26 protein-coding genes are annotated in these 26,012 nt (G+C 39.7%); 3 read left to right on the top strand and 23 right to left on the bottom strand.

Annotated features, from left to right (window positions below; all coding sequences use genetic code 11):
• Positions 1-17: 17 nt before the first annotated feature.
• The 15 genes from QVH07_RS11620 to tamL form a co-directional block, all read right to left on the bottom strand.
• Positions 18-554: a DUF4136 domain-containing protein gene (locus QVH07_RS11620; RefSeq protein WP_290000545.1), complete on the bottom strand. Its 537-nt coding sequence runs from the start codon at positions 552-554 to the stop codon at positions 18-20.
• A gap of 214 nt (positions 555-768) precedes the next feature.
• Entirely contained in the window at positions 769-1,362 is a 594-nt protein-coding gene (locus QVH07_RS11615; RefSeq protein WP_290000543.1) for an outer membrane beta-barrel protein, read from the bottom strand.
• A gap of 3 nt (positions 1,363-1,365) precedes the next feature.
• Complete coding sequence (locus tag QVH07_RS11610; protein ID WP_290000541.1) at positions 1,366-2,010, bottom strand: DUF4136 domain-containing protein; 645 nt, start codon at positions 2,008-2,010, stop codon at positions 1,366-1,368.
• Between the two features lie 15 nt (positions 2,011-2,025).
• Positions 2,026-2,499: a hypothetical protein gene (locus QVH07_RS11605; protein ID WP_290000539.1), complete on the bottom strand. Its 474-nt coding sequence runs from the start codon at positions 2,497-2,499 to the stop codon at positions 2,026-2,028.
• Between the two features lie 110 nt (positions 2,500-2,609).
• A complete protein-coding gene (locus QVH07_RS11600; RefSeq protein WP_290000537.1) occupies positions 2,610-3,806 on the bottom strand; it encodes a BamA/TamA family outer membrane protein in 1,197 nt (398 codons plus the stop codon).
• The gene (locus QVH07_RS11595; RefSeq protein WP_290000535.1) at positions 3,806-5,005 is read right to left on the bottom strand and encodes a porin; all 1,200 of its coding nucleotides are present in this window, start codon (positions 5,003-5,005) and stop codon (positions 3,806-3,808) included. The genes QVH07_RS11600 and QVH07_RS11595 overlap by 1 nt, the downstream gene beginning before the upstream one ends.
• Before the next feature lie 90 nt (positions 5,006-5,095).
• The gene (locus QVH07_RS11590) at positions 5,096-5,755 is read right to left on the bottom strand and encodes a porin family protein (RefSeq protein ID WP_290000533.1); all 660 of its coding nucleotides are present in this window, start codon (positions 5,753-5,755) and stop codon (positions 5,096-5,098) included.
• Positions 5,756-5,862: 107 nt separating this feature from the next.
• Positions 5,863-6,900: a hypothetical protein gene (locus QVH07_RS11585; protein WP_290000532.1), complete on the bottom strand. Its 1,038-nt coding sequence runs from the start codon at positions 6,898-6,900 to the stop codon at positions 5,863-5,865.
• Positions 6,901-6,919: 19 nt separating this feature from the next.
• Positions 6,920-7,939 carry an HAD family hydrolase gene (locus tag QVH07_RS11580; RefSeq protein ID WP_290000530.1) on the bottom strand — a complete coding sequence of 340 codons (1,020 nt, stop codon included), beginning with the start codon at positions 7,937-7,939 and terminating at the stop codon, positions 6,920-6,922.
• A 3-nt stretch (positions 7,940-7,942) separates the two neighbouring features.
• Complete coding sequence (locus QVH07_RS11575; RefSeq protein WP_290000528.1) at positions 7,943-10,309, bottom strand: OmpA family protein; 2,367 nt, start codon at positions 10,307-10,309, stop codon at positions 7,943-7,945.
• Between the two features lies 1 nt (position 10,310).
• Positions 10,311-11,477, bottom strand: coding sequence for a hypothetical protein (locus QVH07_RS11570; protein WP_290000527.1), 1,167 nt, complete (start codon positions 11,475-11,477; stop codon positions 10,311-10,313).
• A gap of 66 nt (positions 11,478-11,543) precedes the next feature.
• Positions 11,544-12,998, bottom strand: coding sequence for a hypothetical protein (locus tag QVH07_RS11565; RefSeq protein ID WP_290000525.1), 1,455 nt, complete (start codon positions 12,996-12,998; stop codon positions 11,544-11,546).
• On the bottom strand, positions 12,995-13,570 hold the full coding sequence (locus QVH07_RS11560; RefSeq protein ID WP_290000522.1) for a phosphatase PAP2 family protein: 576 nt from the start codon (positions 13,568-13,570) through the stop codon (positions 12,995-12,997). Before QVH07_RS11560 ends, QVH07_RS11565 begins: the two co-directional genes overlap by 4 nt.
• Positions 13,545-14,474 carry an oxygen-dependent coproporphyrinogen oxidase gene (hemF, locus tag QVH07_RS11555; RefSeq protein WP_290000519.1) on the bottom strand — a complete coding sequence of 310 codons (930 nt, stop codon included), beginning with the start codon at positions 14,472-14,474 and terminating at the stop codon, positions 13,545-13,547. The genes QVH07_RS11560 and hemF overlap by 26 nt, the downstream gene beginning before the upstream one ends.
• Positions 14,475-14,482: 8 nt before the next feature.
• Complete coding sequence (tamL, locus tag QVH07_RS11550) at positions 14,483-16,933, bottom strand: translocation and assembly module lipoprotein TamL (RefSeq protein WP_290000518.1); 2,451 nt, start codon at positions 16,931-16,933, stop codon at positions 14,483-14,485.
• On the opposite strand from tamL, the gene QVH07_RS11545 reads away from it, so the two are divergent.
• The 3 genes from QVH07_RS11545 (at position 16,923) to QVH07_RS11535 (ending at position 19,611) form a co-directional block, all read left to right on the top strand.
• Positions 16,923-17,675, top strand: coding sequence for a TrmH family RNA methyltransferase (locus QVH07_RS11545; protein ID WP_290000517.1), 753 nt, complete (start codon positions 16,923-16,925; stop codon positions 17,673-17,675). The genes tamL and QVH07_RS11545 overlap by 11 nt on opposite strands.
• Positions 17,672-18,661, top strand: coding sequence for a bile acid:sodium symporter family protein (locus tag QVH07_RS11540; RefSeq protein WP_290000516.1), 990 nt, complete (start codon positions 17,672-17,674; stop codon positions 18,659-18,661). The genes QVH07_RS11545 and QVH07_RS11540 overlap by 4 nt, the downstream gene beginning before the upstream one ends.
• 86 nt (positions 18,662-18,747) lie before the next feature.
• On the top strand, positions 18,748-19,611 hold the full coding sequence (locus QVH07_RS11535) for a hypothetical protein (RefSeq protein WP_290000515.1): 864 nt from the start codon (positions 18,748-18,750) through the stop codon (positions 19,609-19,611).
• 50 nt (positions 19,612-19,661) lie between these two features.
• On the opposite strand, the gene QVH07_RS11530 is transcribed toward QVH07_RS11535, so the two are convergent.
• The 8 genes from QVH07_RS11530 to sufC form a co-directional block, all read right to left on the bottom strand.
• Complete coding sequence (locus tag QVH07_RS11530) at positions 19,662-19,913, bottom strand: acyl-CoA-binding protein (RefSeq protein WP_290000514.1); 252 nt, start codon at positions 19,911-19,913, stop codon at positions 19,662-19,664.
• 102 nt (positions 19,914-20,015) lie between these two features.
• The gene (locus QVH07_RS11525; RefSeq protein WP_290000513.1) at positions 20,016-21,302 is read right to left on the bottom strand and encodes a citrate synthase; all 1,287 of its coding nucleotides are present in this window, start codon (positions 21,300-21,302) and stop codon (positions 20,016-20,018) included.
• Positions 21,303-21,496: 194 nt separating this feature from the next.
• Positions 21,497-21,919: a BrxA/BrxB family bacilliredoxin gene (locus QVH07_RS11520; RefSeq protein WP_290000511.1), complete on the bottom strand. Its 423-nt coding sequence runs from the start codon at positions 21,917-21,919 to the stop codon at positions 21,497-21,499.
• Positions 21,920-21,938: 19 nt separating this feature from the next.
• Positions 21,939-22,283, bottom strand: a complete 345-nt coding sequence (locus QVH07_RS11515) for an SUF system Fe-S cluster assembly protein (protein WP_290000509.1) — start codon at positions 22,281-22,283, stop codon at positions 21,939-21,941.
• 3 nt (positions 22,284-22,286) lie between these two features.
• The gene (locus QVH07_RS11510; RefSeq protein ID WP_290000508.1) at positions 22,287-22,718 is read right to left on the bottom strand and encodes a SufE family protein; all 432 of its coding nucleotides are present in this window, start codon (positions 22,716-22,718) and stop codon (positions 22,287-22,289) included.
• The gene (locus QVH07_RS11505) at positions 22,715-23,938 is read right to left on the bottom strand and encodes a cysteine desulfurase (RefSeq protein WP_290000507.1); all 1,224 of its coding nucleotides are present in this window, start codon (positions 23,936-23,938) and stop codon (positions 22,715-22,717) included. The genes QVH07_RS11510 and QVH07_RS11505 overlap by 4 nt, the downstream gene beginning before the upstream one ends.
• Positions 23,939-23,942: 4 nt before the next feature.
• Positions 23,943-25,211, bottom strand: coding sequence for a Fe-S cluster assembly protein SufD (sufD, locus tag QVH07_RS11500; RefSeq protein WP_290000506.1), 1,269 nt, complete (start codon positions 25,209-25,211; stop codon positions 23,943-23,945).
• Positions 25,212-25,227: 16 nt separating this feature from the next.
• Positions 25,228-25,989, bottom strand: coding sequence for a Fe-S cluster assembly ATPase SufC (sufC, locus tag QVH07_RS11495; RefSeq protein ID WP_290000503.1), 762 nt, complete (start codon positions 25,987-25,989; stop codon positions 25,228-25,230).
• Positions 25,990-26,012: the final 23 nt, after the last annotated feature.

The following is a 26,012-nucleotide window of genomic DNA, read 5'->3' as shown; positions in this document are numbered from 1 at the left end:
TTGATTTTTAGGAAAATTTAATTGTCTATTTGTTCGAAAAGCTCAGCCACTGCCTCTTGAGCGGCTTTCTGCTTCTTTTCATTTTTCTTTGGTAAAACTCTCGAGGCAGTCCCTGCCCAAACCACTGTATTTGTTGCAGCATCTACTATATGCATGGTCAGAGTTCCTTCTTTATAAGTGTTCACTGGTACTTCTCTACTTTCCCAAGTATAGGACCGTTGTCCACTATACATAAATGGATCGGTAGCTAAACTGGTGGTTCTGGTTTGAACTTTATCTTCTACAACGATGCCTAAATTTAGTTTGAGCTCTGGTTTATCGCTGGATTGACTTAGTCCCCTGGATGCCAACGCTTCTGAAATCTCTGATTCAAGGAATTTAATATTTTCTTCAAATCCAGGTTCTGGATTTTCAGGTCCAGTGATTTCAAAAAAATCATAGTTTTTATAGTTACCTAGATCAAATCCCGAATACTGGTCACTTAGCTTCTCCGTAGACCCACATGCAGCGGCAAATACCGCAATAGCAAGTGCAACAAGATATTTTTTTACCATACTTAGTGTAAAACTGAATTAAAACCTCCTCAAGTTAATAATTAACCGAGACTGTCAAACAACCGCAGCAATTTGCTAACAAAAATAATGCAGTATCTACATTTTTTTGATCTGATAGCTATGCTCAGTTAAAAAACTCTAAGAAAAAAAACCGAATAGGATCAATGATTTCATTGATCCTATTCGGCTGGTCTTGAATTTTAATTGCAAAGAATTAATTCATAAATACAATCCCTACATTTATTCCAAGGTTTGACTGCCCCGCCAGGTCAGATGATTCGAAGGAATTATAATACTTCACCCCTAATTTAAATCCAGTATTGTATGTAGGCTTGTATAACAAACCTACTTCTGGCCGAATAGCGAATTGCCAATGGGTGTTCTGATCGGTGAAGATCCCCATGTCAATCCTTCTGTCATGTGCGATTGTACCCACACCTAGACCAAAATAGGGTCTGATTTTATCTCCAGTGAGTACATAGTAATTGGCGGTTAGAAAAATTGGCCATTCATATTGGTATCTGTACTGAATACCTGAAAGCGAAGCTGAGCCTTCAGTATAGACCTTATTTTCTTCTCGTTTGTAAAATGTGGCATGACCAAACTCTCCACCTATGGCCCAATTCTTATTGATGAATTTTTGATATTCAAGAATAAAACCTCTTCCACTGGTCTGATCTATATAATTGGAAGTATTACCTAAAGGTACACTAATAGCATAGTTTAGCGAGAAAATAGATTGTTGAGCCTGAGCTGTTCCGGCCAGGGTCATACAAATTATGGCAAATACAATTAGTTGCTTTTTCATGACTTATTTGGCTAGATATGGTGACTGATCGAATGCTTGATTAATTGTAGTAGTAATTCGCTGATTGATGGAATTATCGCTTCCTTCAAAAAGACCATTTATCACTCCTGACCAAACCACAGGGATTTTATCCGTTGGGGACTGATTGTTAGGGTCGGTCATCTGTAAAAAGACAGAGCCAGTACGGATACGTCCTACCTGTGGTGGGTAGTACCCTGGATACCACCAGCCCCATCCTGGACCCCATCCTGGATACCACCACTGCCAGTACCACCAATCATAGTAATAAAAAATTTGATCGGTTTGTAAGGCAGAGGCAAGAATAATAAGGTCAGGGTTTGCACTTTTATCCACTTCGGTATATCCCAGGTTTCGCATGTTTGTCCGAGTAGTCTCGAGGATAGCATTTGCGTAAACTGGGTCAACGAACTCAGGTTCCCAATCTGGATCATCTGGAGCGTTTTCAAAGTCAATTTTGATTACTTTGTCTGGAAGGGCAAAGGTGCCCTTTGATTGGAAATCATAAGTTTGATCATGATTTGTATAGACGATATCAAGTTCATCTACGTACTCTGCACCATTTGGGACACATGATATAATCGTCCAGGTAAAAAGGCCGAGTACGAATAGTCGGTAAATAGTTTTCATACTTATTGGTTTATATTAATTGAATTCGTCAATAAATGGAAGCTCCTGCTGGATGGCATTCCTTATGGTATTGTGAATGTAGGTGTCAATTTGTAGGAATTTAGCCGCATCCTTTGCTGAAGTCACTTTTTTAAATTTTTTGTAATACTTCGAATGAAGCTTACTCAATGCCAAGTCATTTCTAAGTGTTCTGGTCGCCAATTCATTAGCCTTTTCTTCTCCTATTTGATCGTATCCTTCTATATAATCATTAATGATTTTTATTCGATCCCTTGAGAGCAACTGACGTTGAGTTTCATAATTTTGGTATACCTCCCAAAAACCTGAGGCGACACTTTCTGGCAAATCCATATAAGCATCTACAATCATTTTTTTGTCCATTCCAAAGGCACTTTGGATCAAGGTAATTTCATCATCCAGACTTTGCTGCGCAAAGCTTGCCCCTATTCCAAGAAAAATACAGGCAGTAAAAGTAAAAAGCTTCTTCATGATTTAATTGATTTTAAAATTCGATGATAAAGTTATAAGATATAATGATTGAATTAATTGGCTCTAGCTAAAAAATCTCTTATGTACCAACTTTTTAAAGTTCTTATTCTTTAAAAAGATTCGTTGATGTTGAGGTAGAAGCCGGAATTTCCTTTTTGGCCAAAGCCATAGTCAGCTGTAATGGTGGTTCGGTTCTCTTTGTTTATCATAACTCTGAGACCGATTCCGTATCCTGGGTTTAACTGGTTGAAAAGTGACTCGTTGAAGTCTCTATTTGAAAATGAGGCTGCATTTACAAATACAGTTCCCCCGAATGTATCCTTGGTTCTTTGTAAAGGGAATCTGTATTCAACCTCCGAATAGACCATGGATTCACCTCTGAAACGGCCCTGTGCATATCCACGTCCAGAGCGCCCAAACATATCATACCCGATCGATGGCAATCCCATATAAGGTAGTTGACCGCTAACCAGAAAATTTCCCAGTCCCCAGATTCCGATAAGATGTCGCTTTCTTTTTGGGTTCAATGGAAAGTAATGCCTGTAATCTAAAAGTAGGGTGGAGGATGATTGGTCAGAACCTAAAAATGAGGGATTGATTTTAAAAGAAATAAGGGCAAAACTCTTTTCGTACGGAGATACCGCCACATCTCTATTTTCCATCACTGCATTTAGAGTGATTCCTGAGATGGTATATTTTTCGAGATCAAAACCTTTTGACTGATTATAGGCATCATGAATGAATTCGAATTCAGCTGGAATTTCTTCCCCAACGAAGTTATCCACCTTTGAGAATATATCGAGATGATATCCCACCCCAAGGTAAAATTTGGAATCTCCCAATCTTTTTAAAATGGTTTCATAGAATCTCACCCAAGAGAAGTCCATTTGCTGCTCTCCCCAATAAACCCCAGGTTGATTTGGGTTCTCCATTATCTCATTGGGTGTACTGCTGCCTAATCCAAAGGTCGGTTGGGATGTGATAAAATACCTCCAATCACCCACAAGAATCCATTTGTCCTCATTCAAGAAAACATTACTCCTTGAGCTGAAAATCCACTGCCTTTTGGTGGTATAAAGAAAGTTTCCAACAAGGTTAGAAAGGTGTGTGGTTTTGGGATCACCCATTCTCCATGTGGCTGATGGAGCAACACCAAAAAGCCAGCCATTGGCGGGATTTGATCCAATGGCCGGAAGTGGTACTATTCTGAAATTATTGATTTTGTTTGGCTCATACCTGACAGTGTCCTGAGCATGAGTAAACTGAGTGTAAGAAAATAATACTATAAAAATTAAGAGCTTTTTCATCAGAATGAAACATCATATTGGATTCGTAATCTAGTCTCATCACTTTGAGGTAATTCCAGATCCTGAAAGGTAAACCTAGTAATTTCTGCGGTTAATTTGTTTTTGTGGCCATTGAAGAACCAATTCACTGCAAAAGCAACTTCTGTTTGATTGTTTTCCTCAATGTTAAGGTCTGGCCTGTATCTGGCGAATCTTGAGGCAATTTCTAGTTTCTTTGGGAAGAAATTTGAAATGGTAAATGGGAATAGACCCGCTTGAATGTAATACCCACCTAGCGTGGTAGTGCCTGTGCTTAGATTGTCAATAATATGCTTTCGGTGAAATTCACTTGACCATGAAAAGCCCCTTAGATAAAAGGCGGTTTCTATTTGGTATTGGTTGATAGTGTATTGTCCAGGAAGTCCATCTTCGAATCCCTCGAGTGCTCCACCGCCTTCTTGAGAAAACCTGGTGTATGGACTTGTGTTAGTTACAGCTGCAAATGCAATCAAACCACTAGCCGGTGAAAAATCTAAATCTCCTCCTGAAAAGGGAACTTCTCTTCCAAGGAAGTTCCATTGGACTCTACCGAAATACATGAGCTTATTGTCATCATTTGTTGTTGCACCTCGACCAGTACCTGTGAGAATTGCGGTCCAATAGTTAAAATTGGCAATTCCTCCGGCATCAATATTTCCATATAAAGTTACTCCCTGCTGTCTGTCTACAGTAAATGCCCGGTTGATCAAAGATCTATCTACAAGCTGTTGATTTCCTGAGCTGATGAAACGTTCTCGTGTAAATTCTACCTTCCATTGCCCTGCTTTGAATTTAAGCCAAGGAACTTTTTCAACCATAACCCTGAAATCAAGCAGGTTTCCCTGTCCGAGCTCATATTCGAGGAAATATTTTAACCAAGGCTGAAAGGCATGTCCACCTATTTTGAGCCTTGAGCGATTAATCTTAAATAATCTGGTGTTCTGGTTAGTGAAATCATCAAAATTTAAAGGATTTTGATCATCTGGCGTGGCGAATCGAAACTGTAATCGAGCTGCTATTTGCAATTCGTAATTGCCGTCATAGGTGGTGAATACAAAGCCTTTAGAAGTATGTCTGATTTTGGCTAAACGTAAACTGTCGGTTTCTAGCCCCTTATCCTGAGCCAGGGCGAACAGGTTCACAAGCAGAAATATCGCTATGAGGGAAAATAATCTCGGCATAGTTATTTTGTACAGCTTTTAAAGCTAAAACTATAAGCCTGAAAAAGAAAAGCCCCAGTTGAAGTCAACTGGGGCTAAGTTTAAATAAGCTTATTGTCCTTGGGGTATTCTAAAGACTATTCCTCCTTCAAAAGCAAACTGATACATGCTAGAATAGGTACTCAATCCGGCGCCGGAACCACCTGTACCAAAGTAAAAACCACCTCCAACAGATTGTACCGCTGACATCAGCGAGGCTTGTACGCGAAGGGCTACATTGTCCGCAAGCCAGAAATTACTTCCACCTTTAATATTCCATGCTAGTTTGGTCGCACTGCTGCTCCGTCCATTGTCTGGATTGTCAAGACCAAATATCGCCATACCTATTCCCCCTCCAGCGAATGGTTCGACAACCTCATTTACAGGAAAATATTTGGTGCCATTTACAAAAATCCAATTAATCGCTAAATCAAAATCAGTAAACTGGATTTCACCATTTAGGATTCCACCATCACGATAAGTAGTGGGAGCATTGGTATCTTGCCTTAGGTATTGTAGTTCTACCGCACCTTTTTGCGGGATGAGATATTCAATTCCCGCACCCCACCTGAAACCATCTTGAATGGTTCCGTCGTAATAAGAGCTATTTGAAAAATAAGAGTCAACCCTATTCTTAAAAACATATCCGGCGTAAGTATTCAATCTTACTTCTTGTCCAAATGTTTCATTGGCCGCAAAAATGAGTACTAAGGAAAATAATATCTTTTTCATTGTAGTGTTTTTTAACTTCTCAAATATAGGTTATCGCTTCAATCAATAACAATCAAATAAAGTCGCCTTTGCATCTTTTATTAGAATTATGACGCTTTTATGAAAAGCTATCTGGTGCTTTTAAACCCTGGAAATCTCCAATTGAGGTTCAATAGGAACTGGCTTCTTTTCCCAAATACTCCCATTTCAGTGCGTAGCATCCAGTTTTTATTGAATTGATATTGAGCTCCAAATATCAAATTAAACGGAGCTGCCACTTCTTTCTGTATCAGGTAATCAATTTCACTATCCGTGGGAATATTTTCTGCGGCTTTTTCTAATTCTCCTATGATCTGTCTCGCAATTAAGCGCTGTGGAGGAGGAAGCTGATCGGCCCATTCATAAAGCCTGTCAAACACCAATCCTTCTCCGAAATTTGGAAATATTTCGGTGACGGGTAGACTTCCTCTGGTGTCGCTTTGAATGATTTGATAAAAAGTTCCTGTCCAAATCTGTAATGACCTATCAGGTTTTTTGTAATCAGGAAAACTCAAACCGACTCTCAAACTACTGTTAAAAGCAGGCACAGGCTCCACCACCACATCCACATCCACAAAGTTGTAATTGTTGTCCCAGGCTATCCACACAGGTCCTACGGCTCCTGTTAAGGTAGCACCGAGACCAAAACTTTCCGCATTAAATCTTTGTGAGGTACTGAACTCTGCAGGTGCTACAAGATTTACATCAGTTTGGGTAGTCCCTCCGCCTATGATTCCATAGACATTTAAAAAGGGTAAAACCCAGATATCCGGTCTTATTGTTACTGCGTTTGTGGTGGCTATGGTAGGACCAAAACGTATCAGTTGGCTCACATCAATTAGTTCACCACCATTGAGCCCTACCTGAGTACTAGTTATATTAATTTCCTGCCTTTGGGTAAAATAAATGGCACTCAGACCGTAGGCATAGGGCAAATCATAACCTCGCTTGTATGCTCCCTTTCCTAAAATTGGTAGTGCATAGGGATAATCGGCCTTTTTTAGGCTGTCAAAGTAGCGGTTATGAGTTTCATTAAATACTTTTTGGCCGCCCTGTCCAGAGCAAATTGATTGAAATGTAAAAAGGAGTAAAATGAAAAAAAGCCATGGCCTTACGAGTTTTTGCATAAAGGAAAGTTTTACAGTCTTATTTCATTTCAGATGGGTATATCACTTTCCAATCTTTTGACATGTCCACCACTGTCCATCCCTTTTCCTTGGCTTCATCTAAACCCTTATCAAGCTGACCGATATGAGATTCTCTATCATATGCCCATTCCCTCACAGAATCTGTGTGGTGGATATACATTTGGAATGATCTTCCATTTGTACCCGAAGAATATTGTAACATTTGTAAATCTCCATCCGAATTTCCGAATGCGGCAATTGGTCGCTTTCCAATATGCTGATGAATTCCCACTGGTTTACCTGCTTTGTCATCAATAAAATTAAGTTCGGGTACCTTCATAATCACATATTTCCCATCAACCTCCTTGAATTCAGCTTTTAGAGAACTACCAACCACCTGCTCAGGAGGAATCCCGTATACTTCATTAGTCCAGGGGCGCATAAAATCAATACCTCCACCGGAAACAATGAACGTTTTGAAATCATGGGCTCTAAGATATTCCAAAACCTCAAGCATAGGCTGATAAACCATCTCTTTATATAAAAGCCCTGTTTTAGGATGTCTGGCCGAATTTATCCACGAATTAACAGAAAGTGCAAACTCCTCTGCGGTCATTCCTGAGTGGGAAGCCCCAATAATTTTAAGCAATCCTTCTTCTCCCGCAGAAAGCACTTTTTCTAAATCACCTTCAGCAGCGGCCTTCAAAGTTTCATCTTGCATCCACTCAGGATGATCACCAGCCATTTTTTTCACTTGATCCAGACCAAACTGGAGCTGAAAGTAGAAGGGCTGCTCTGACCAAAGATTTCCATCGTTATCGAATGTAGCAATCCTGTCTTCAGGCGACACATATTCGGGGCTCCCTTCTGTGGTTACGGCTTCTACAAAATCAACAATCGATTGCTTAGCAGGACCTTCATTCCAAGAAGTAAGATACTCTTGCCTGTTTGGTTCAGTTTGACTTACTTCTTCATTTGAAGTACAAGACCATAACACTAAAAATACACTTAGTGCTAGAATTAATTCTTTTGCTTTCATTTTTTATTCCTGATAAAGTCTAATTTCTACCCTTCGATCTTGCCCCATAGATTGCTTGGAACCCCTCATAATTAATCCTCCTACTTCTTTTACCATACGGTCCGTTTCAATTCCAAACTCTTGATTAAGGAATCGGTAAACAGCTTCCACTCTTTGGTTACTGATCATTAGATTGTATTCAAATGTACCTGTATTATCAGCAAATCCAATCAACTCGAGCTTGCTATCAGGGTTTTCTGCGAGATAAGTTGCGATTGGTTCAAGCTTTTGTTTCTCCTCCTCAGAGAGAGTGGTTTCATTTATCCCAAAATAAATCTCGACTTTACTACTTTTCAATAGTAGAGGATTTGTCTTCTCAATAAGAACAGTGTCCACTACACGTGGCACATTCCTGAGGCTATCAATTAATAGCGAATCTTGTTCGATTCTAGCTAGTAAAAGTGAGTCAGGTTGATAAAGAGTGCTGTCCGCAGGAGCTTTATCATTTCCTCCACTTGTTATGGCCGCAGTAGCTGCTGCAGTACCACCGACGAGTAGGGCATCTTTCAAAAGCTCATTGTTTTTCTCATCGAGTTTCTCCTGCCGCCTCGCAGCCTTTTCTTCAGCCTTTCTTGCCTTCTCATTATTCTTTTCAATTTTCTTCCTCGTTTCCTCATCGATTCCTTCCTGGGTGAGCACGATTTCTTGGGGTTCTGTTTCTGCAGTACTTTCAGCTAAAGGTTGACTTTCAAGCTTAGCAGCAAAGGCCATCATCATGGCAGAATCTCTGGTAGCCTGAGCTTGAAGCATATCTTCTCTGAATTTTTCCAATTCTTCGTCGAACTGTTCCCTACTCATCATATCAGTTCTTGATTCGTAATTTGATACTGCCTGAGCAGAGTCTAGATTTACCTGAGTAGCCTGTTCCTGACTATAGAGTACTCTGGTCACTTGGCCCGGGTAAATTAGAATTTCGTTAAACTCCTCGGCCATGGATGTAGTATCTTGGCTGGCCATTGCAGATTGAAATGAAAGTGTTTGATTTATGGAATCAAGAGTGAATTGATTACCAGATTGGAGACTTTCCAGTGAATCTATACGGGTTTGTAAACTTGCCTGCTGATTTGCAATGCTTTGAAGGCGGGTATTTCTTACTTCAACAGAAGTAGTGCCATCTGATTCAGCGAGCCTTCTGATTTCATCAAAATCTTCAGACTCATTATTTAATTCAATGAGACTTCTTGCCAAGGATGCTGAATCCAATTGAACTGAATCCCTTAGCACCTCGAGCTCGACCATCTGGGCAGAATCGAGTTCTGTTCTTGAAATTTGTCTTGCTGAATCTAATAAAGCTCTTTTTTCAGGTAGCTGAATTACAGTGATATAATTTGTCTGGTCAGGCTCTTTCGGTTCCAATTGCAGCCTTTGGTTTTCGAGCTTTAGAAGGTCACTTTCAGATGGTTCATAGGTATATCTCTGGGTAACTACCGGGGGATTAAAGGTTTCTTTATTGGCCCCAAAGCTAAATTTGATTCCAATCCCGTGATATATATACCAATCCACTCTTTGATTTTCAAATCCTCTCCATGGATTTTCTGGCGTCACTACGTTAGTTCCAGGTTTTGCTGCATAGGCTTGGAAATCATTGTCATAACTTGTTCTGTACTGTCCTGAAATATCATCCAGATAATCTGTGCCAGCCCTTTTAAAATCTGTTTGAGCAAAAATCTCCAAGCTTCTGCTCAACCTTATTCTGAAACCCAAACCAAGATTGGCATAAAGTGTAGTTTGCCTATATCCATCGTGATCTTCAGTTCTTAAATCCCTTAAGTTGGTTTCAAAAGTCCCATCGGGGATGGTGTTCATATTCGTATAATCATAGCGATTGCCGTTCTCGTCCAGCAGATCTCCATTTACATCAAAGTTTTGGACACCAAATCCAAGGGTAAAATAGGGGGCAATTATTGATTTTCCACCTAGTAGCCAATCATTGTCAGGTTTAAAAACAAATGATAGTCCGGTATCATAAATGTCAGTTTGGAAGTTAAGCGCTCTTTCAAAGTTCAAACCTTCCACAAAAAGGTTTCCATCATTTTGGACAAAACGGTCTCCTGCACCAAATTGATAAGTACCTACAGTGAGCATCAGCCCTACAGATTTACCCAGAGCATATTCCATAGAAATCTGATAGGAAAGCTGTTCTGAATAGGTATCATACCTTTTATAAAGTCGGGTAAAATTCCCGAAATTATTCACTTTTAAAGGTCGAATGTCTCCGAAATAATTTGTTACTCCTGTACTTACACCGAACCTCCATTTATTTCCATAAAGTTGTGCAGATGCAGTTGTGCAGATTACGGAGAGAAAGATAATTGCTACTAATCGTTTCATTTTATCTCTTTTTTCCAAATCCCAACCAAATATTAAACTCCGCACTAACTCCAATAAATGGGTTAAACCCATTGAGGCTGGAACCATCTAGTTTCTCGGTTGTAGTAAACGTACCACCGGCGTTTAATCGGATTACTCTAAAAAAACTATAACCCAGACCAATATAAATCGGCCTGTCTACAATAGGACCAGAAACTCTTTCTCCCAAAGCATTTTCCATATTACCTCTTATAAAGACTCCAGAGGAAATCGAAAGATTGCTCATAAATTTAGTGAACACTCTATTTCCTAGAGGAAAAGAGATTCCTACATAAGGACTGGCTACAAATTCCTGTTCAGGGATGTTTTGATTCAATGAAATAGCTCCATACCCTAAATTCAAGGGGATTACATTGGGTCGGTTTTCAGTTTTGTAGTTTTTGAAAATCATTTCATCTACCATCACCAACATGTTTGGGCTGAAGTATTGCTTTAATTCTGATTCGATGATTGCATAAACCTCATCCAGGTAATTTGCAGCAAAGACAGCTCTGGCATTGTCATTTTCGCTCAACCCAGTTGCATTAAATTTGGCTTTCCCCATTTTTAGATCCTTGTGCTGCTCAAGTTTAGTTCGAGTTAGATCACTAAAACCCGGAAAAGGTTGGCCATTTGGCAATTCAAAATAAAATGCACCTGCTTCTACAATGCTCTGCATTCTGGACATAATATTTGGGATACTCTCAGAGAACTGAACCCCTCCTTTTTTCACTGTCGTAATGGTACTAAGGTAAGTTTTTATATTTTGGAACACGAGATTTCCCATTTCTTCCACCTCTTCCTTTCCGGCCCTCTGATAAAACCTAAACTCTAGCTCATAGGCGTCATTAGATCTTAAAGGTTCTTCCACAAAAACCTGAAATTCTTCATCCTTATATCCAAAAGGAGCCTTCCAGAAATAGTTGTAAGAATTTTTCGAAGATTTTTTAGAAGGAAAAAGTGTCAGTTTAACCATCTCAATTTTTTCTGGAACTGCTCCAGTGACGGTGAATTGTTCCTCAGCGGGTATTGGGAGGCCACCGTTAATCTCTCTTTGAATGATATTAAGGTTAATTTTTTGAACCTGAGCTTCAAGCTTTAGGAAAGCAGTTGCAAGAAAAAATAACCATAACAGTAGAAGTTTTCTCATAGGGCAATTATTAAAAATTTACCACGGAATATAAAAAAATTATATATATAAGCGTAGTATGCTCCTCTAATTGAACTTCTGAAACCTGAAAGAATATCCAATAAGAAGCCCGAAATTTGAGTACCCTGCTCTGGTAATAGCTAATGCTCCTTCTAGAGGTGGATTAGGATTAGAATTCGAGAAGCTATTTTCCTGAATATAGTCATCAGTGGACCCAAAGCTGTATACTAGACCAAGAGTTAGGCTACTTCTTTCTTTTTCCCAAACGGTCCCGGCACTGACATGAAAAATATCCCATTGGGTTATTTCAGTAACTATTTGTTCGCCTCTTACCGGACTTGAATCAAAGTAAGAGAAGTCAGTTCGGAAGCTTCCCAAAAGTTTAAAGGATTGACCAATAAAACCTTCGTAGCCTATGGCTACATTTGTTACGGGTTTCATGGCCGTTTCTACATTTAGATAGTCTTGTGATCCCTGGCCTTCAAGTTCTGGAAATGTGGGCCTAAAAAATTCATTAGGTTCTACACTAATCACCCTGTATGGGTTTATTTGGCCGAACTGTGTGAGGTTGATACTCAGTATACTTCTATGGAATTTTTTATGTGCTCCAATACTAATTTGGAAAGGGGATTTATAGGTTGTTTTTAATTTTTCCTGTCGATCTGATCCGAAAGCAGTGATTCTGTCTCCACCTTCCCTAACTATAAGGTTTGTGATCGTGATGTCTTCTGCCACTGTGCCTGATCCCATCCAGTCTATTCCTGGAGATTGTACCGCAGCTGCCAAACCCCAGCCTTCTTTTTGATAATTCAGCCCAATCTTTAAGGCGGTTCGTAAAGCCCAGTAGTTTACAATTTCATTTTGTGCTCGGGAGACAAGAAATTCATTCTCTGTATTGCTAAAAGTCTTTGCATTGAACCTGTAGTTGAAATTTACGGAACGGTAAGTATTCAATAAACTGATCCCAAAACCAAGATTAGGTTTTATTTTTCTGCCTATTCCCAAGATTACAGTGGTTTCTTGAACAGAGGTGGTGAGTGATGTTTCTGATACTAGCTCTTCAAGTCCTGGACTTTCCTGATCATCGATAAGGTCAAAATCACGCTCCAATCGGGCCACTCCATTAAATTGAAAACTTACAGGGGTGATCAGGGCATAGCTTAAATTCCAAGGACTTTTATTCCTAATCGTACCACTTATTAAGAGAGGTATCGTATTAAATTGCAAGCCGCGAAAATCTTCCCTTTCACCCAAAGCATTTTCAATGGTTATATTTTCAAGACCATAAAGGTTGGCATTGATGGAAATAGAACTAGTGTCGAGAAAGGCTAAATTTCCGGGGTTGTAATATACTCCTGCATTATCCAAAGTATCGGTAAGTACTGCTCCACCGAGCAAAGCTGCTCTGGTCCCAAACTGCTGGCTCCAATGATGAGTATCCTGAGCATAAAGAATGGTTGGCGTCAAAAGTGTGTTAAGCCCAAAGAAAACCGAAATAAAAAAATAGAAATAGGCTTTCATCTTAATACTTGTTTCAAAATTTCCCTGCGGATAAAAACAATTAGAAACCAGACGATAAAACCAATGGTGGCTCCAATGGATGCCCCCAATAACACATCAAAAGGGTAATGAACTCCCAAATAAATTCGGGTATAGGATACAACTAGGGCCCATAGAAAGAGCCATGGCAGATACCTGAGCTTTCCTTTCATTTTCAGATTGAGAAAAGTAGCTACCGCAAAAGTGTTTGCGGCATGACTAGAGACGAATCCATAGAGTCCTCCACAACGCCCATAGTTGTGGATTTGCCCTTCCCATCGTTCATCATGACATGGTCTAAGTCTCTCAAAAAACGGCTTCATCAGACCACTTGTCAATTGGTCTGAGAGTAAAATTGAAAAGGCTACCCCAGCAAATACCCACCAACTATTCTTAGGATCCTGACGATAAATGAAGAAAATCAAAATAGCATAAAATGGAAGCCAGGTGACGGTTTGAGTCAACTGAAACATTACGGGGTCCATCCAATCAGCTCTAATTCCGTTTAGAAAAAGGAATAGAGATTCATCAATATTTTTCAGTTGCTCTATCATTCGAAAAATTTATCCAGTCAATATCCTTCTTCAGAAGGTTTAGGGTCTTTTTCTCCTCCGAATTCGGTTTTGGTTCATGCATATATTGCCAATTCGCCACCGGAGGCATACTCATCAAAATACTTTCAGTCCTCCCATTGGTGTCAAGACCGAATTTGGTTCCTGCATCCCAGACTAAGTTGAATTCCACATATCTTCCACGGCGAAGATTTTGCCATTCTTTTTCTTTTTCCCCAAAGTTTCTTCCGTGATTTTTCTTCATGAAATATCCATAGATATCAGGAAAAAGTCTCCCTATGTTAAGGCTAAATTCCAAAATATTTTCAAACTCGAGATCTGATTTCGCACTAAGTCGATCGTAAAATATCCCTCCAACGCCCCGAGTTTCTTGGCGATGCCGTAAGAAAAAATAATCATCCGCCCACTTCTTATACTTCTCATAGCAATCCGGATCAAAAGAATCACATACCTTTTTCACTTCAGTATGAAAATGCTTCGCTTCCTCTGGAAAAACATAATGGGGAGTCAGGTCGATTCCTCCACCGAACCAATGAATCCCATTATCCATCTCAAAGTACCGGATATTCATATGAATGATTGGAACGAATGGATTAAAAGGATGTAAAACAATTGAAACACCTGTTGCAAAAAAATCCGCTTCTGAAAGCTCCAGCTTCTTCAGGATTTTTTCTGGGGTTTTGCCACCCACAGCAGAAAAGGCCACGCCTCCTTTCTCGATAATCTTTCCCCCTTCAAAAATCCGGGTTCTCCCACCACCTCCTTCAGCTCGGTCCCAAGCATCTTCGCGAAATTCACCCTGACCATCATGCTTGGTCAATTCTGCACAGATGTGATCCTGCATCTGTTTGTATATCTCTGCGATCTCTTCTTTAGTCTTTCTCATTTTACTTTTTAGAATGGGTAGCCAATACCGAAATTCAACACCGTTTGACCTCGTGCACCGAAGGGCCTTTTGAAGGAAATATTATCTAGAACCCATCGATTTCCTTCAGGCTGTGCAGGGTCAATGGCCTTAGTTGCTAAATCAAGTCTTACCACTAAAAAATCGAAGTCCATACGCAAACCTATTCCTGTTCCCACCGCTAATTCCTTATAGAAGCGATTCCATCTGAAATCAGCACCCGGTCTGGAGCTATCTACTCCGATCATCCAAGAATTTCCGATATCCACAAAAAGTGCAAGATCAAAATAGCCAATAAGCTTGCGCCGAAACTCAAACATCGACTCAATGATCATTTCAGCTGGTTGCTCGATTCTGTAGTCATAGGGGCCATTTTCTCCTGTGGTAGGGGAGTAGCTTCCCGGTCCTAATCTCCTTGCCTGCCAGGCACGAATACTGGTACCTCCTCCGGCAAAGAAATATTTCTCATAAGGCAGTATTCCTCCACTTATCCCGTAAGGCTGGGCGATTCCAAAATTAGCACGATAAGCAAGTGTGGTTTTCTTATTGATTGGATAGTACCTTCTCCAATCTGCTTGAAATTTGAGCCATTGAAAATTTGCAAATTCTATGTCTTCTTCATTACTGGGCACGTCGAAAAAATTGAGAGAAGTCCCACCGCTTTCCACAAACAGGCGAAGCAGAGAGGCATTATTTCCTCTAAAATCCCCATAATCATTAAAATTAATGATGGACTGTGCTGAAATCGCACTTACAAAAGATGGAAGGAAAGACCAGATAAGATTGTTTCCTTCCTCCGCCAAGTCAGCAAGTAGTTCTAAAAATTCTGGATCAAGTCTTGGAGTACGAATGTAATTTAAATCAGCGAAATTAACTGTAAACTGTTGGCGGTTATTTCTTGTAGCCCAATTATAAGCTAATAAACCATTCAAACCGTTTCTTACGTATTCAGGGCGGTTGGTATGATTATACCCGAATTGCACACGGGTATTTGGATTATATTTTCCATATTTTTGAAGTGCTCCCGGAGCAAAGGGTATTAAGAACCTTGGGAAAATCACAGAAGTAGATACACCAATTTCCCGGCTTTGGTAAACTCCCTGATCGGTAGCTGAAGCAACTCCTTCTAAACCTGCACGGAAATTAAACTCCAGGATTTCTCCGGCCCGAAAAAAGTTTCTATTTCTTAATGAGGTATTAAAAAATGGTCCGGGTAGCTGTTCGGTTATGCTTAAACCAACCTGATTAGTAAGCTGATATTTTTTATTTGGTTGTGCATAAATTTTGGCCGTAAGGCTGGTGCCTAAAGTATCAAAACCGATATTCGTGAAGCGAAATAAGTCAAGGTTATTTAGTTGTTTTTGGGATTCAATAAATTCTTCTCTACTGTAGAGGTCCCCCTCTCGAAAAAATACCCTGGAGGCCAAAACCCTTTCTGAATACCGGTCATTGTAGAAGCTGAAATCGATTCCATCAAACTCACGTCTTTCATCCCGGTCTACAAACTCATCACTTGGAGGGATAACCTTAAAAGTGACGGAATCAATCGTATAGGCCTCATGTTTATTGCTGAAACTTGGCTTCAAAATCACCTGCTCTATGTCCAATTCCTTCGTTACCGTATCCATGTACAGATTGTATTCTATGTAGGATTTGGAAAAGGTGTAATAGCCATTGTTTTTAAGGAGTAATTCAACACGATTTCTCTCTGCTATCGCATTGCTTTGTGTATAAATCTCTCCTGGAACCAAGAGGTTATTCTCGCTGTATTGTTGAAGAAGAATTTTCAGGTCTTCGTTACTGCTTTTGATATAAAAAGAATCGATGAGGTAGGGTTTTTTTTCATCGATGATATAGCTTACATAAGCCTTTTTCTTTTTGGTTTTCACTTCATAGTTGACCTCAGCATCCAGAAAGCCATTATTTATTAAATAATTTTCAATCTGAGTACTGGTTTCTGAAGTGATAGAACTGTCTAGCATCACCACAGGATTACCTGTTCTCATCAAAAGGTTTCCGAACTCCTGTTTTTCTTTTAAGTGCTCAATTTTGGAATCTTTCTTATCTACCTTCTTTCTGACTTTTTTAAGGTTGTCTAGGCTGTCGACTCCATCGATAAGTTCCTGTTTCTCCTGTTGAACTCTTTCCAGTTTTTCGCTGACCTTAGCACTATCAAAAAATGAATTTCCAATCCGGTAAATGCTCACCCCGATGGAAGAATTGATTAGTGGAATTCTGGTATTTGGCTCTTGTCTGTAAAGACTACTCAGTTCGCCCTTGTCTGAAAGGTCAACACCCTCTAGCTCGTTTTCATACAAAACATACTCACCCTCTTGTACATTCTTAGTCAATGAGCAGGCCGAAACCACGGCTACCAGACCGATAAAAAGTATATATTTGAGGAACTTCAATGTTGGGAAATCTATCAGAATGCTTAGCAAAAATACAGTTAAGTTTATAAAAACCTTACACCAGAAAAAATACCGGTCTGAGCATAAAAAGTTCTTCGTCGAAGGAGAAAAGAGCGTCTTAGAATTATTATCATCTGATTTTAATACTGAAATATTGTTGGCAACAGACACATTTCTGGACAAGAATTATTCCTTAATTGAGAAAAAGAATTTTGAAGTAATACCTGTTACTCAGAAGCAACTCGAAAGCATAGGCCAGTATAGAAGTAACGATGCAGCACTGGCCGTTGTTGAGATGAAGCCAAATTCTTGGTTTGAACCGACAGATCATGAGTTAGTTATTGCCTTAGATGATGTCAGAGATCCCGGAAATTTGGGAACCATTATTCGGATTGCTGACTGGTATGGTATTGATAAATTACTGCTTTCCAAACAAACGGCCGACTTTTACAATCCAAAAGTGATTCAGTCCAGCATGGGCTCATTCACCCGGGTTCATTTTTACTATGCAGATCTTGGTGACACTTTGGCTAAATGGGGAAGACCTGTTTATGGAGCTTTCCTTGACGGTGAAAACATTCATGAAATGAAGCAAATTGAGTCTGGGGTAATCCTGATGGGAAATGAATCCAACGGCATTTCTGAGAATCTAGAAAAAGCGATTAGCCAGAAAGTTACGATTCCATCTTTTGGTCATGCGGAGTCACTGAACGTGGCTATTGCTACAGCGGTTCTCTGTGATAATTTCAAAAGACTATTGCCGGCATCGTGAATAAACTTCTGAAATTACTTCAAAAGGTAGGTTTTAATGGGTTTTTACTAGGTCTGTTTTCTGCAATTTTTCTGGCATACCTTTTTCCTTCGGCAGGCTCATCCGATAGTGAATTTCCGTGGAAGCCAATAATTAATATTGGCATTGCAATCGTGTTTTTCCTTTACGGAGTAAAACTAGACCCTAAACAACTAAAGGAAGGATTGGCAAATTGGAAGCTTCATTTACTTATTCAGAGCATTACTTTTTTACTTTTTCCGGCCTTAGTTGTCCTGATTCTTCGATGGATTCCCTGGATAGATGATGATTTTAAATTAGGGATCACTTACTTGTCAGCTTTACCCTCTACCGTAAGCGCCGCTGTGGTAATGGTCTCAATGGCTGGAGGCAATTTACCTGCAGCCATTTTTAATGCCAGTGTTTCAAGTTTGATAGGAGTATTTATTACGCCGGCCTGGATGGGAATCTTGGGAAATGGTGTTGAAGGTGCTGAAATAGATATGCTTCCTACAGTTTTTGAATTGACCTATAAAGTCATTTTGCCAGTCTGTGTTGGAGCACTTTTGCATGGGAAGATATTTCCTTTGATTCAAACCCATTTAAAAAAGTTGAAATACATAGATCAAACTGTGATCATGATGATTGTATTTACCACTTTCTCAGATTCGTTTTCTCAAAGGGTATTTTCTCCCTATAAAACCGCCACCTTATTTCAGGTGGCATTCCTTATGCTTGCCCTCTTTTTATTCATCTGGATGCTCATTTCTATTATTTCCAGAATTTTAGGATTTGATTTAAAAGATAGAATCACAGCACTTTTTTGTGGGTCCAAAAAATCTCTGGTCCATGGAGTGGTGATAGGAAAAATTCTCTTTCCAAACCCTGAAGTACTAAGTTTGGTATTACTTCCAGTGATGCTTTATCACATCCAGCAGCTTATAATTGGATCTGCCATTGCTCAGTATTTTTCTAGAAAAACAGAATGAGAAATTTTATTCAACAATGATTTTATAATTTTTTGAAATGAAAATCTGTAATCTTTACCTTATAATCAGATTTTAAAGATTTTAGTATGAAACTTAAAGTAAATTTTCTTTTAGCTCTACTTTTTTCCTTTGTGTTCTTTTTTGATGGTTTTTCTGTTCAAGCACAGGAAAAAATGGATGTAGTAGAAATGAAAGGGGGAGAAAATCGTGAGGGAAAAGTAACAGGGATTACTGAAACAGTTGTGAAATTTCGATATCCCGGTGAAGAGTTCGATTATGAAATCCCAAAGACAGACATCTCTAAGATAACTTTTTCCAGTGGGAGAGTTCAGTCCTTTGCCAGTGCAGAATCAACAATCCCAGCGGATGGAATTCATGCTGGGAGTTCGGCTGAAAGGCACAATAAAATAGCAGTTTTGCCATTTGCAATAATCACCAATGATCCTGGCCTGACAGTTGATCAATTAAGGACCTTCGTCCAAAGCCAGGCAGCGAATGAGGTTCGTGATCAGTATAAAACCTTAACCTTACAGGATCCGATGACGACAAACGCCTTAATGTCAAAGGAGGGAATTACGAGTGATAATATGAATACTTTTACCCCAGCAGAACTTGCTCAAAAACTGGGTGTAGAATATGTGATTTTTGGTTCTGTGAATGTGACAAATAAGGGAGCCACGACTTATTCTTCTGGTGCCACTACATACAAGGATAAAAAAGAAAGAGATTCTGGAAATTCAAAGTCCAAAGGAACTGCCTTTTCTTCCTCAAGCTCTAGCACCACAATAGAGTACGATACCATGGTCGACTTAAGACTATTTAATGACCGTGGAGATAACTTGTATTCCGATTCCAGACATGCCTTTGGTTCGGGGACTGATGCCTACGAAGGAAGCGTAAGTTATATGCTTAAAAGAACACCCTTTGGTTCGAAATACGGGAAAAAGTAAAAAACAGGATAAAGCATAAAAAAAAGGTCTGGTAGAAACCAGACCTTTTTTTATTTGTAGCTTTCGCTTAGCTTTTGGACTAAGGCTACATACTCATCGCTTGCGGCTTCCTTACTTTTTCCCTTCTCGGCCTCCCAGGCATTATATTTAGCTGAAGCCACAAAATCAAAACCACCTGGTCTTTCTGATGTATTATCCCCCTCAGTTGCCTGCTTGTAAAGCGCATAAAGCTTAAGAAGTTCTGAATTCGAAGGTTTAGTGGTAAAGGTTTTGGTTTGGGCAACGGCCTCTTCTAATGTCATTTTTTTAGGTGTTTATTGATAAAGGCAAAGAAATAGGAATCAGAGTAAAAAGAAAAAGACTCCCAGAAAAAGGAGTCTTTTTTGCTCTAGGTCAAATCAAACTTAACGTTTGTTCATAGAGACATATTCTCTTTCATTTGCACCTACATATACTTGTCTTGGTCGGCCAATTGGCTCCCCATTTTCTCGCATCTCTTTCCACTGAGCGATCCATCCAGGAAGTCTTCCCAGAGCAAACATCACTGTAAACATTTCAGTAGGGATGCCTAGGGCTCGGTAAATGATTCCTGAGTAGAAATCCACGTTTGGATAAAGTTTTCTATCAATGAAATATTGGTCATTCAGTGCTGCGTATTCGAGCTCTTTCGCAATATCCAAAACAGGGTCATTCACCCCAAGTTTTCCAAGCACCTCATCAGCAGCCTTTTTGATTATTTTAGCTCTGGGGTCAAAGTTTTTATACACTCTGTGGCCAAAGCCCATCAAACGGAATGGGTCATTTTTATCTTTCGCCTTGTCCAAATACTTCTTCGCGTCACCACCATCTGCTTTGATCGCTTCTAGCATTTCAATTACGGATTGGTTTGCACCTCCGTGCAATGGTCCCCAAAGTGCATTGATACCTGCCGAAATGGATGCGTAAATACTTGCTTGAGAAGACCCTACTACTCTTACTGTAGATGTAGAACAGTTTTGCTCGTGATCTGCATGAAGGATTAAAAGTTTATCCAAAGCAGAGGCTACCACCGGGTCAGCATCATATTTTTCAGCAGGAAGTGCAAACATCATTTTTAGGAAGTTTGAGCAATAGTCCAGCTGATTATCTGGATAATTTACCGGATGCCCGACTTCATTTTTATACGCCCATGCAGCGAAGGTTGGCATTTTCGCAATTAACCTTACGATGCTTAGATTGATTTCTTCCTCACTTCTGTTTGGCACCAATGAATCAGGATAAAATGCAGTCAGTGCGCAAATGAGAGAGGAGAGAACACCCATAGGGTGGGAATTGCTAGGAAAACCTTCAAGAATTTTTTTGATGTCTTCATGTACTAAGGTATGATGAGTGATTTCCTTAGTAAAGTTTTCATATTCACTCTGATTAGGGAGTTCTCCATAAATCAAGAGGTATGCAACTTCGAGGAAAGAAGACTTTTCAGCGAGGTCTTCAATTCTATACCCTCTGTAGCGAAGAATACCTTCTTCTCCATCCAAAAAAGTAATGGCACTGGAAGTGGATCCTGTATTTTTAAATCCAGGATCAAGAGTGATCAATCCTGTGGAGCCACGCAGTTTAGCAATATCGATTGCAGATTCATTTTCCGATCCGGTTACCACTGGGAATTCGTACTCCTGACCATCATAGATCAGCTTAGCATTGTCAGACATAGTTAGTTATCTATTGTAAAACTTTGTTTTCTCTAAAATTCAAACGAATGTAATAAAATCATAAATCAATTTTATCACCCTTTTGTTAGGCGGCGAATAAAATTTATTCTGTAAGCCTACATAATGAAGAATGAAAACCTCAACAAACGAAGAGCTTTCATCTTGAATAAAAAAAGCCCAAGAAGGGCTTTAAATTATTTACAAAAGTGCTCAAATACTTCTACCAAGTGATCACCGATCATCTGGGCATTTCTTCCCTCGATGTGGTGTCTCTCTATGAAGTGCACCAATTCTCCATCCTTAAATAAAGCCATCGCTGGTGAGGATGGGGGATAAGGAAGTACAATTTCTCTAAACTTGTCCACAGCTTCACGGTCATTTCCTGCGAAGACCGTAGCAAGGGTGGTAGGCTTCTCTTTTGCTTTTTCTAAAGCATACCTTACGCCTGGTCTTGCTGCACCTGCAGCACATCCACACACAGAGTTCACCACCACGAATGTGGTACCTTTGTGGTTTTCATTGATATGTGAAGTTACTTGCTCAGCGGTTTTGAATTCTTCAAAACCTACACCTGAAAGCTCCGCACGCATTGGTGCAATTAATTCTTCTGGGTACATATTCTTTTTATTTATTTCTTTATAAGAATCCTAATTCAAGTTTTGCCGCCTCTGACATCATATCCTGAGAATATGGCGGATCAAAGGTCATTTCAACCTCCACATTGCTTACACCCTGAATCTGTTGTATTTTATTCTTCACTTCTGAAGGAATAAACTCAGCCGAGGGACAGTTTGGTGAGGTTAAAGTCATTAATACATATACATTATTCACCGGATATACCGTGATTTCGTAGATCAAACCTAGTTCATAAACGTCGACTGGGATTTCAGGATCATAGACTTGCTTGATCGCCTGCACCACTTTATCCTTCAGGTTTTCTACCTGCACACTATTCGATTTGGTTTCGTCCTTTGTTTCCATGTCTTACGCGTTTTGCTTAGCTTGAAAAGCTAAAGCATATCTTTTCATTTGTTGGATCATTGACACCAGACCATTTGACCTTTGGCTTCCAATGATATTACCCATCCCTATTTTCTGCAAGAAGTTCAAATCGGAATTCAGGATCGCTTCAGGAGTTTGATTTCCAAGAACTCGGATTAAAAGGGAAATCAATCCTTTAGTAATATCAGTATTCGAATCTGCCTGGAATTGAACTCGACCGTCTTCCTCACTTGCCGTAAGCCAGACTTTCGATTGACACCCCTTTATTATATTTTCTTCAATTTTGCTCTCTTCAGGAAACTCTGGAAGGTTTCCACCGAGCTCCATGATGTAATAGATCGTGGACTCTTTATCATCTCCAAGGATTTCAAATTCTGAAATTATTTCTTCTTGTATATCCTGAATGCTATTCATTTATTTTTGATTCGAGCTATTTTCTCCACACCTTCCGCTAAGGCATCAATTTCTTTTTTCGAGTTGTAAACAGAAAAGGAGGCCCTGACAGTTCCCTCCAGACCAAGCCTTTTCATCAAGGGCTGGGTACAGTGATGTCCTGTTCGTACTGCTATTCCTTTAGAGTCTAGCATCATTCCAACGTCGAATGGGTGCATATCCTTGATTCCGAAAGAAATAACCGAAACCCTATCTTTTACAGTCCCTACCGGGATAAAGCCTTTGATAGCGGAAAGCTTTTCTTGTGCATAAGCAATTAACTCATCCTCATGCGCCTTGATATTCTTTTTTCCGATTGAATCAATGAAATCCAAAGCTGCTTTGAAAGCTATCACATCTCCGATATTCGGTGTTCCCGCTTCGAATTTGAAAGGGATTTCATTATAGGTGGTCTTTTCGAAAGTTACTTCCTTAATCATTTCTCCTCCGCCCTGGAATGGTGGCATGGCCTCAAGAATTTCTCTTTTTCCATATAAAATTCCTAGACCCGTAGGACCATAAAGCTTGTGAGCCGAAAAGGCAAGAAAGTCACAATCCAGCTCTTTAACATCAATATCTAAATGACTTGTGCTTTGGGCACCATCCAGTAAAACCTTCGCTCCAACTTTATGCGCTGCTTGGATGATTTCTTTAACAGGATTTATGGTTCCCAATGCATTGGAAGCGTGTACGACACTCACCATCTTAGTCTTGGAACTCAATAACTTTTCGAATTCCTCAAAAATGATTTCACCTGAATCTGAAATTGGAATCACTTTTAAAATAGCACCCTTTTCTTCACAAAGCATTTGCCAGGGGACTATATTGGAGTGATGTTCCAGCGTAGAGATGATTATCTCATCTCCTTCGTTAATGAATTTTCTCCCGAAGGTGGCGGCCACTAGATTAATACTCTCTGTTGTACCCTTGGTGAATATGATCTCCGCCGACTCTTTGGCTCCGATAAAGATTTTAATCGCTTCTCGAGTCTCTTCGAAGTAAGCCGTGGCCCTATCTGCTAATGCATGAGCTCCTCTATGAATATTCGAGTTATCCTTAGAATAGTAATTCGATAAGGCATCCAGAACCGCTTGAGGCTTTTGGGTGGTCGCGGCATTGTCGAGATAAATCAAGGGTTTACCATATACTTCTTGATGAAGTACCGGAAAGAGACTCCTAATATGATTTAAATCTAATGCCATTAAATTATGAGAGGTTTGTGCCTAATCTTTCTTGGATCAGGTTGATGCAGTAGGCTTTGAAAGAATCATCCTTGATGTTTTCCAGCACTTCTCCTGCGAAAGCATAAAGAAGAAGCCCTTTGGCCTTATCCTTCCCTATTCCTCTTGCTTGAAGATAGAATAATGCTTCTTCGTCCAGCTGACCGGTGGTACAGCCATGAGAACACTTGACATCATCAGCCCAGATTTCCAATTGTGGCTTTGTGTTCACCGTAGCATTCTCAGATAATAGAATATTATTATTCTGCTGGAAAGCATTTGTCTTTTGGGCATCCTGCCGTACAAAGATTTTCCCGTTAAATACTCCTCTGGAATTATCTGTCAAGACTCCTTTGTATAGTTCATTTGATTCTGCATGTGGAATAGTGTGATCCACATTTGTGTGGTTATCTACGTGAGTATTCCCATTAGTAAGATATAAACCGTACATATTCCCTTCAGAATTACTTCCAAGAAGATTCAAACTAAGATTATTCCTGACCATATGACCTGAAAGAGAAATGTTTACCGAAGTAAAGGTTGCATCTTGTTGAATATCCGTTTCAATATTGCTCATGGAGATGGCGTCCTTTCCTTCATTTTGGATGCGATACCAATGAATATGGGAATTTCTGCCGCCTTTGATTTCTTTGACCTCATTAAGAAAATAGTCTCCTGCCTCGAGCTGTATCTGTTGCTCGATGAAAGTAGCTTCTCCGAAATCTCCGGTTTCAAACCAAATTCGTGGCTGAATCAAATTTCCGTTAGAAGGATTAATGAAATTCAGAATCAAAATAGGCTTATCAATTTGAGTGTTTTTGGCAAGAGCTATTTGCGCTCCTCCTTCAAAACTAGCCTGATTTAATGCTGCAAATGGATCCTTCTCAGCTTTGGCAATACTGCCAAGTGGGAGGGAAGATTCCTCTAATTTGGATATGGTTAAACCTTCAATTTTGGAAGAGAGTCCATCATGAAAGTAACCATTTGCAAATACCAAACGGTAACCATCAAAACCTTCAAAAATAGCATGATTCACTTGCTCCTCTGTCAGTTCGAAATCAGCTGCAATCTCAAAGGAATCAAAATTCTGTGAAAGCTTCTTTGTTAGATTTGTGAACTTGTATTCTTCAGCTTTGGCTGATGGCAGGCCCTGCTTTAAAAAGGCGTCCTTTCCCATCGCTCTTACACTATGAAAATCTTTCTGTGGATTTTCAAGTATTTTCTCTAGTGGATGTGTGTCTAATAAAGTGCTCATTATCAATGAATATTTATTAAACAGCCGCCTGGCCTATTTCTTCTTTGATCCAATCGTATCCTTTTTCTTCAAGCTCGAGTGCCAATTCCTTGGTCCCTGACTTTACGATTTTACCCTTATATAATACATGCACAAAATCAGGTACGATGTAATCGAGTAGTCTTTGGTAATGCGTAACCACGATAGTTGCATTGTCTTTAGATTTCAATTGGTTCACACCATTTGAAACAATTTTCAAAGCATCGATGTCAAGCCCTGAGTCCGTCTCATCAAGAATAGAAAGGGTTGGCTCTAGCATTGCCATTTGAAATATTTCGTTACGCTTTTTCTCTCCTCCGGAGAAACCTTCATTTAAGGCCCTGCTCAGAAGCTTTTGATCTATCTCAACAAGCTTCATCTTTTCTTTCATCATGGTGAGGAACTTCACCGCGTCTAGTGGCTCAAGACCTCTGTGTTCTCTAACTTGGTTTACTGCTGTTCTCAGGAAATTAGTAGAACTAACCCCTGGGATTTCCACTGGGTACTGAAAAGCAAGAAAAACTCCTTCTCTTGCTCGTTCCTCAGGAGCCAATTCCAAAAGATTTTCACCTTTAAAAACTACTTCTCCTTCTGTAACTTCATATTCTTCTCTCCCGGCTAAAACCGAAGCTAAAGTAGACTTTCCAGAACCATTTGGCCCCATGATTGCATGGACCTCACCTGCTTTTACTTCCAGGTCTATTCCTCGTAGGATTTCATTGCCTTCGATGGAGGCATGAAGGTTTTTTATTGATAGCATAGTTGTGTTTTTTCTTCTTTTGA

Source organism: Algoriphagus sediminis (assembly GCF_030403435.1).
GTDB lineage: Bacteria > Bacteroidota > Bacteroidia > Cytophagales > Cyclobacteriaceae > Algoriphagus > Algoriphagus sediminis.
This window is presented reverse-complemented; position numbering and strand designations above follow the sequence as displayed.

Excerpts from the sequence above, each read along its gene's own strand:
- QVH07_RS11620 (WP_290000545.1), bottom strand. The coding sequence starts at position 554 with ATGGTAAAAAAATATCTTGTTGCACTTGCTATTGCGGTATTTGCCGCT.
- QVH07_RS11615 (WP_290000543.1), bottom strand. The coding sequence starts at position 1,362 with ATGAAAAAGCAACTAATTGTATTTGCCATAATTTGTATGACCCTGGCC.
- QVH07_RS11610 (WP_290000541.1), bottom strand. The coding sequence starts at position 2,010 with ATGAAAACTATTTACCGACTATTCGTACTCGGCCTTTTTACCTGGACG.
- QVH07_RS11605 (WP_290000539.1), bottom strand. The coding sequence starts at position 2,499 with ATGAAGAAGCTTTTTACTTTTACTGCCTGTATTTTTCTTGGAATAGGG.
- QVH07_RS11600 (WP_290000537.1), bottom strand. The coding sequence starts at position 3,806 with ATGAAAAAGCTCTTAATTTTTATAGTATTATTTTCTTACACTCAGTTT.
- QVH07_RS11595 (WP_290000535.1), bottom strand. The coding sequence starts at position 5,005 with ATGCCGAGATTATTTTCCCTCATAGCGATATTTCTGCTTGTGAACCTG.
- QVH07_RS11590 (WP_290000533.1), bottom strand. The coding sequence starts at position 5,755 with ATGAAAAAGATATTATTTTCCTTAGTACTCATTTTTGCGGCCAATGAA.
- QVH07_RS11585 (WP_290000532.1), bottom strand. The coding sequence starts at position 6,900 with ATGCAAAAACTCGTAAGGCCATGGCTTTTTTTCATTTTACTCCTTTTT.
- QVH07_RS11580 (WP_290000530.1), bottom strand. The coding sequence starts at position 7,939 with ATGAAAGCAAAAGAATTAATTCTAGCACTAAGTGTATTTTTAGTGTTA.
- QVH07_RS11575 (WP_290000528.1), bottom strand. The coding sequence starts at position 10,309 with ATGAAACGATTAGTAGCAATTATCTTTCTCTCCGTAATCTGCACAACT.
- QVH07_RS11570 (WP_290000527.1), bottom strand. The coding sequence starts at position 11,477 with ATGAGAAAACTTCTACTGTTATGGTTATTTTTTCTTGCAACTGCTTTC.
- QVH07_RS11565 (WP_290000525.1), bottom strand. The coding sequence starts at position 12,998 with ATGAAAGCCTATTTCTATTTTTTTATTTCGGTTTTCTTTGGGCTTAAC.
- QVH07_RS11560 (WP_290000522.1), bottom strand. The coding sequence starts at position 13,570 with ATGATAGAGCAACTGAAAAATATTGATGAATCTCTATTCCTTTTTCTA.
- hemF (WP_290000519.1), bottom strand. The coding sequence starts at position 14,474 with ATGAGAAAGACTAAAGAAGAGATCGCAGAGATATACAAACAGATGCAG.
- QVH07_RS11545 (WP_290000517.1), top strand. The coding sequence starts at position 16,923 with ATGCTTAGCAAAAATACAGTTAAGTTTATAAAAACCTTACACCAGAAA.
- QVH07_RS11535 (WP_290000515.1), top strand. The coding sequence starts at position 18,748 with ATGAAACTTAAAGTAAATTTTCTTTTAGCTCTACTTTTTTCCTTTGTG.
- QVH07_RS11530 (WP_290000514.1), bottom strand. The coding sequence starts at position 19,913 with ATGACATTAGAAGAGGCCGTTGCCCAAACCAAAACCTTTACCACTAAA.
- QVH07_RS11525 (WP_290000513.1), bottom strand. The coding sequence starts at position 21,302 with ATGTCTGACAATGCTAAGCTGATCTATGATGGTCAGGAGTACGAATTC.
- QVH07_RS11520 (WP_290000511.1), bottom strand. The coding sequence starts at position 21,919 with ATGTACCCAGAAGAATTAATTGCACCAATGCGTGCGGAGCTTTCAGGT.
- QVH07_RS11515 (WP_290000509.1), bottom strand. The coding sequence starts at position 22,283 with ATGGAAACAAAGGACGAAACCAAATCGAATAGTGTGCAGGTAGAAAAC.
- QVH07_RS11510 (WP_290000508.1), bottom strand. The coding sequence starts at position 22,718 with ATGAATAGCATTCAGGATATACAAGAAGAAATAATTTCAGAATTTGAA.
- QVH07_RS11505 (WP_290000507.1), bottom strand. The coding sequence starts at position 23,938 with ATGGCATTAGATTTAAATCATATTAGGAGTCTCTTTCCGGTACTTCAT.
- sufD (WP_290000506.1), bottom strand. The coding sequence starts at position 25,211 with ATGAGCACTTTATTAGACACACATCCACTAGAGAAAATACTTGAAAAT.
- sufC (WP_290000503.1), bottom strand. The coding sequence starts at position 25,989 with ATGCTATCAATAAAAAACCTTCATGCCTCCATCGAAGGCAATGAAATC.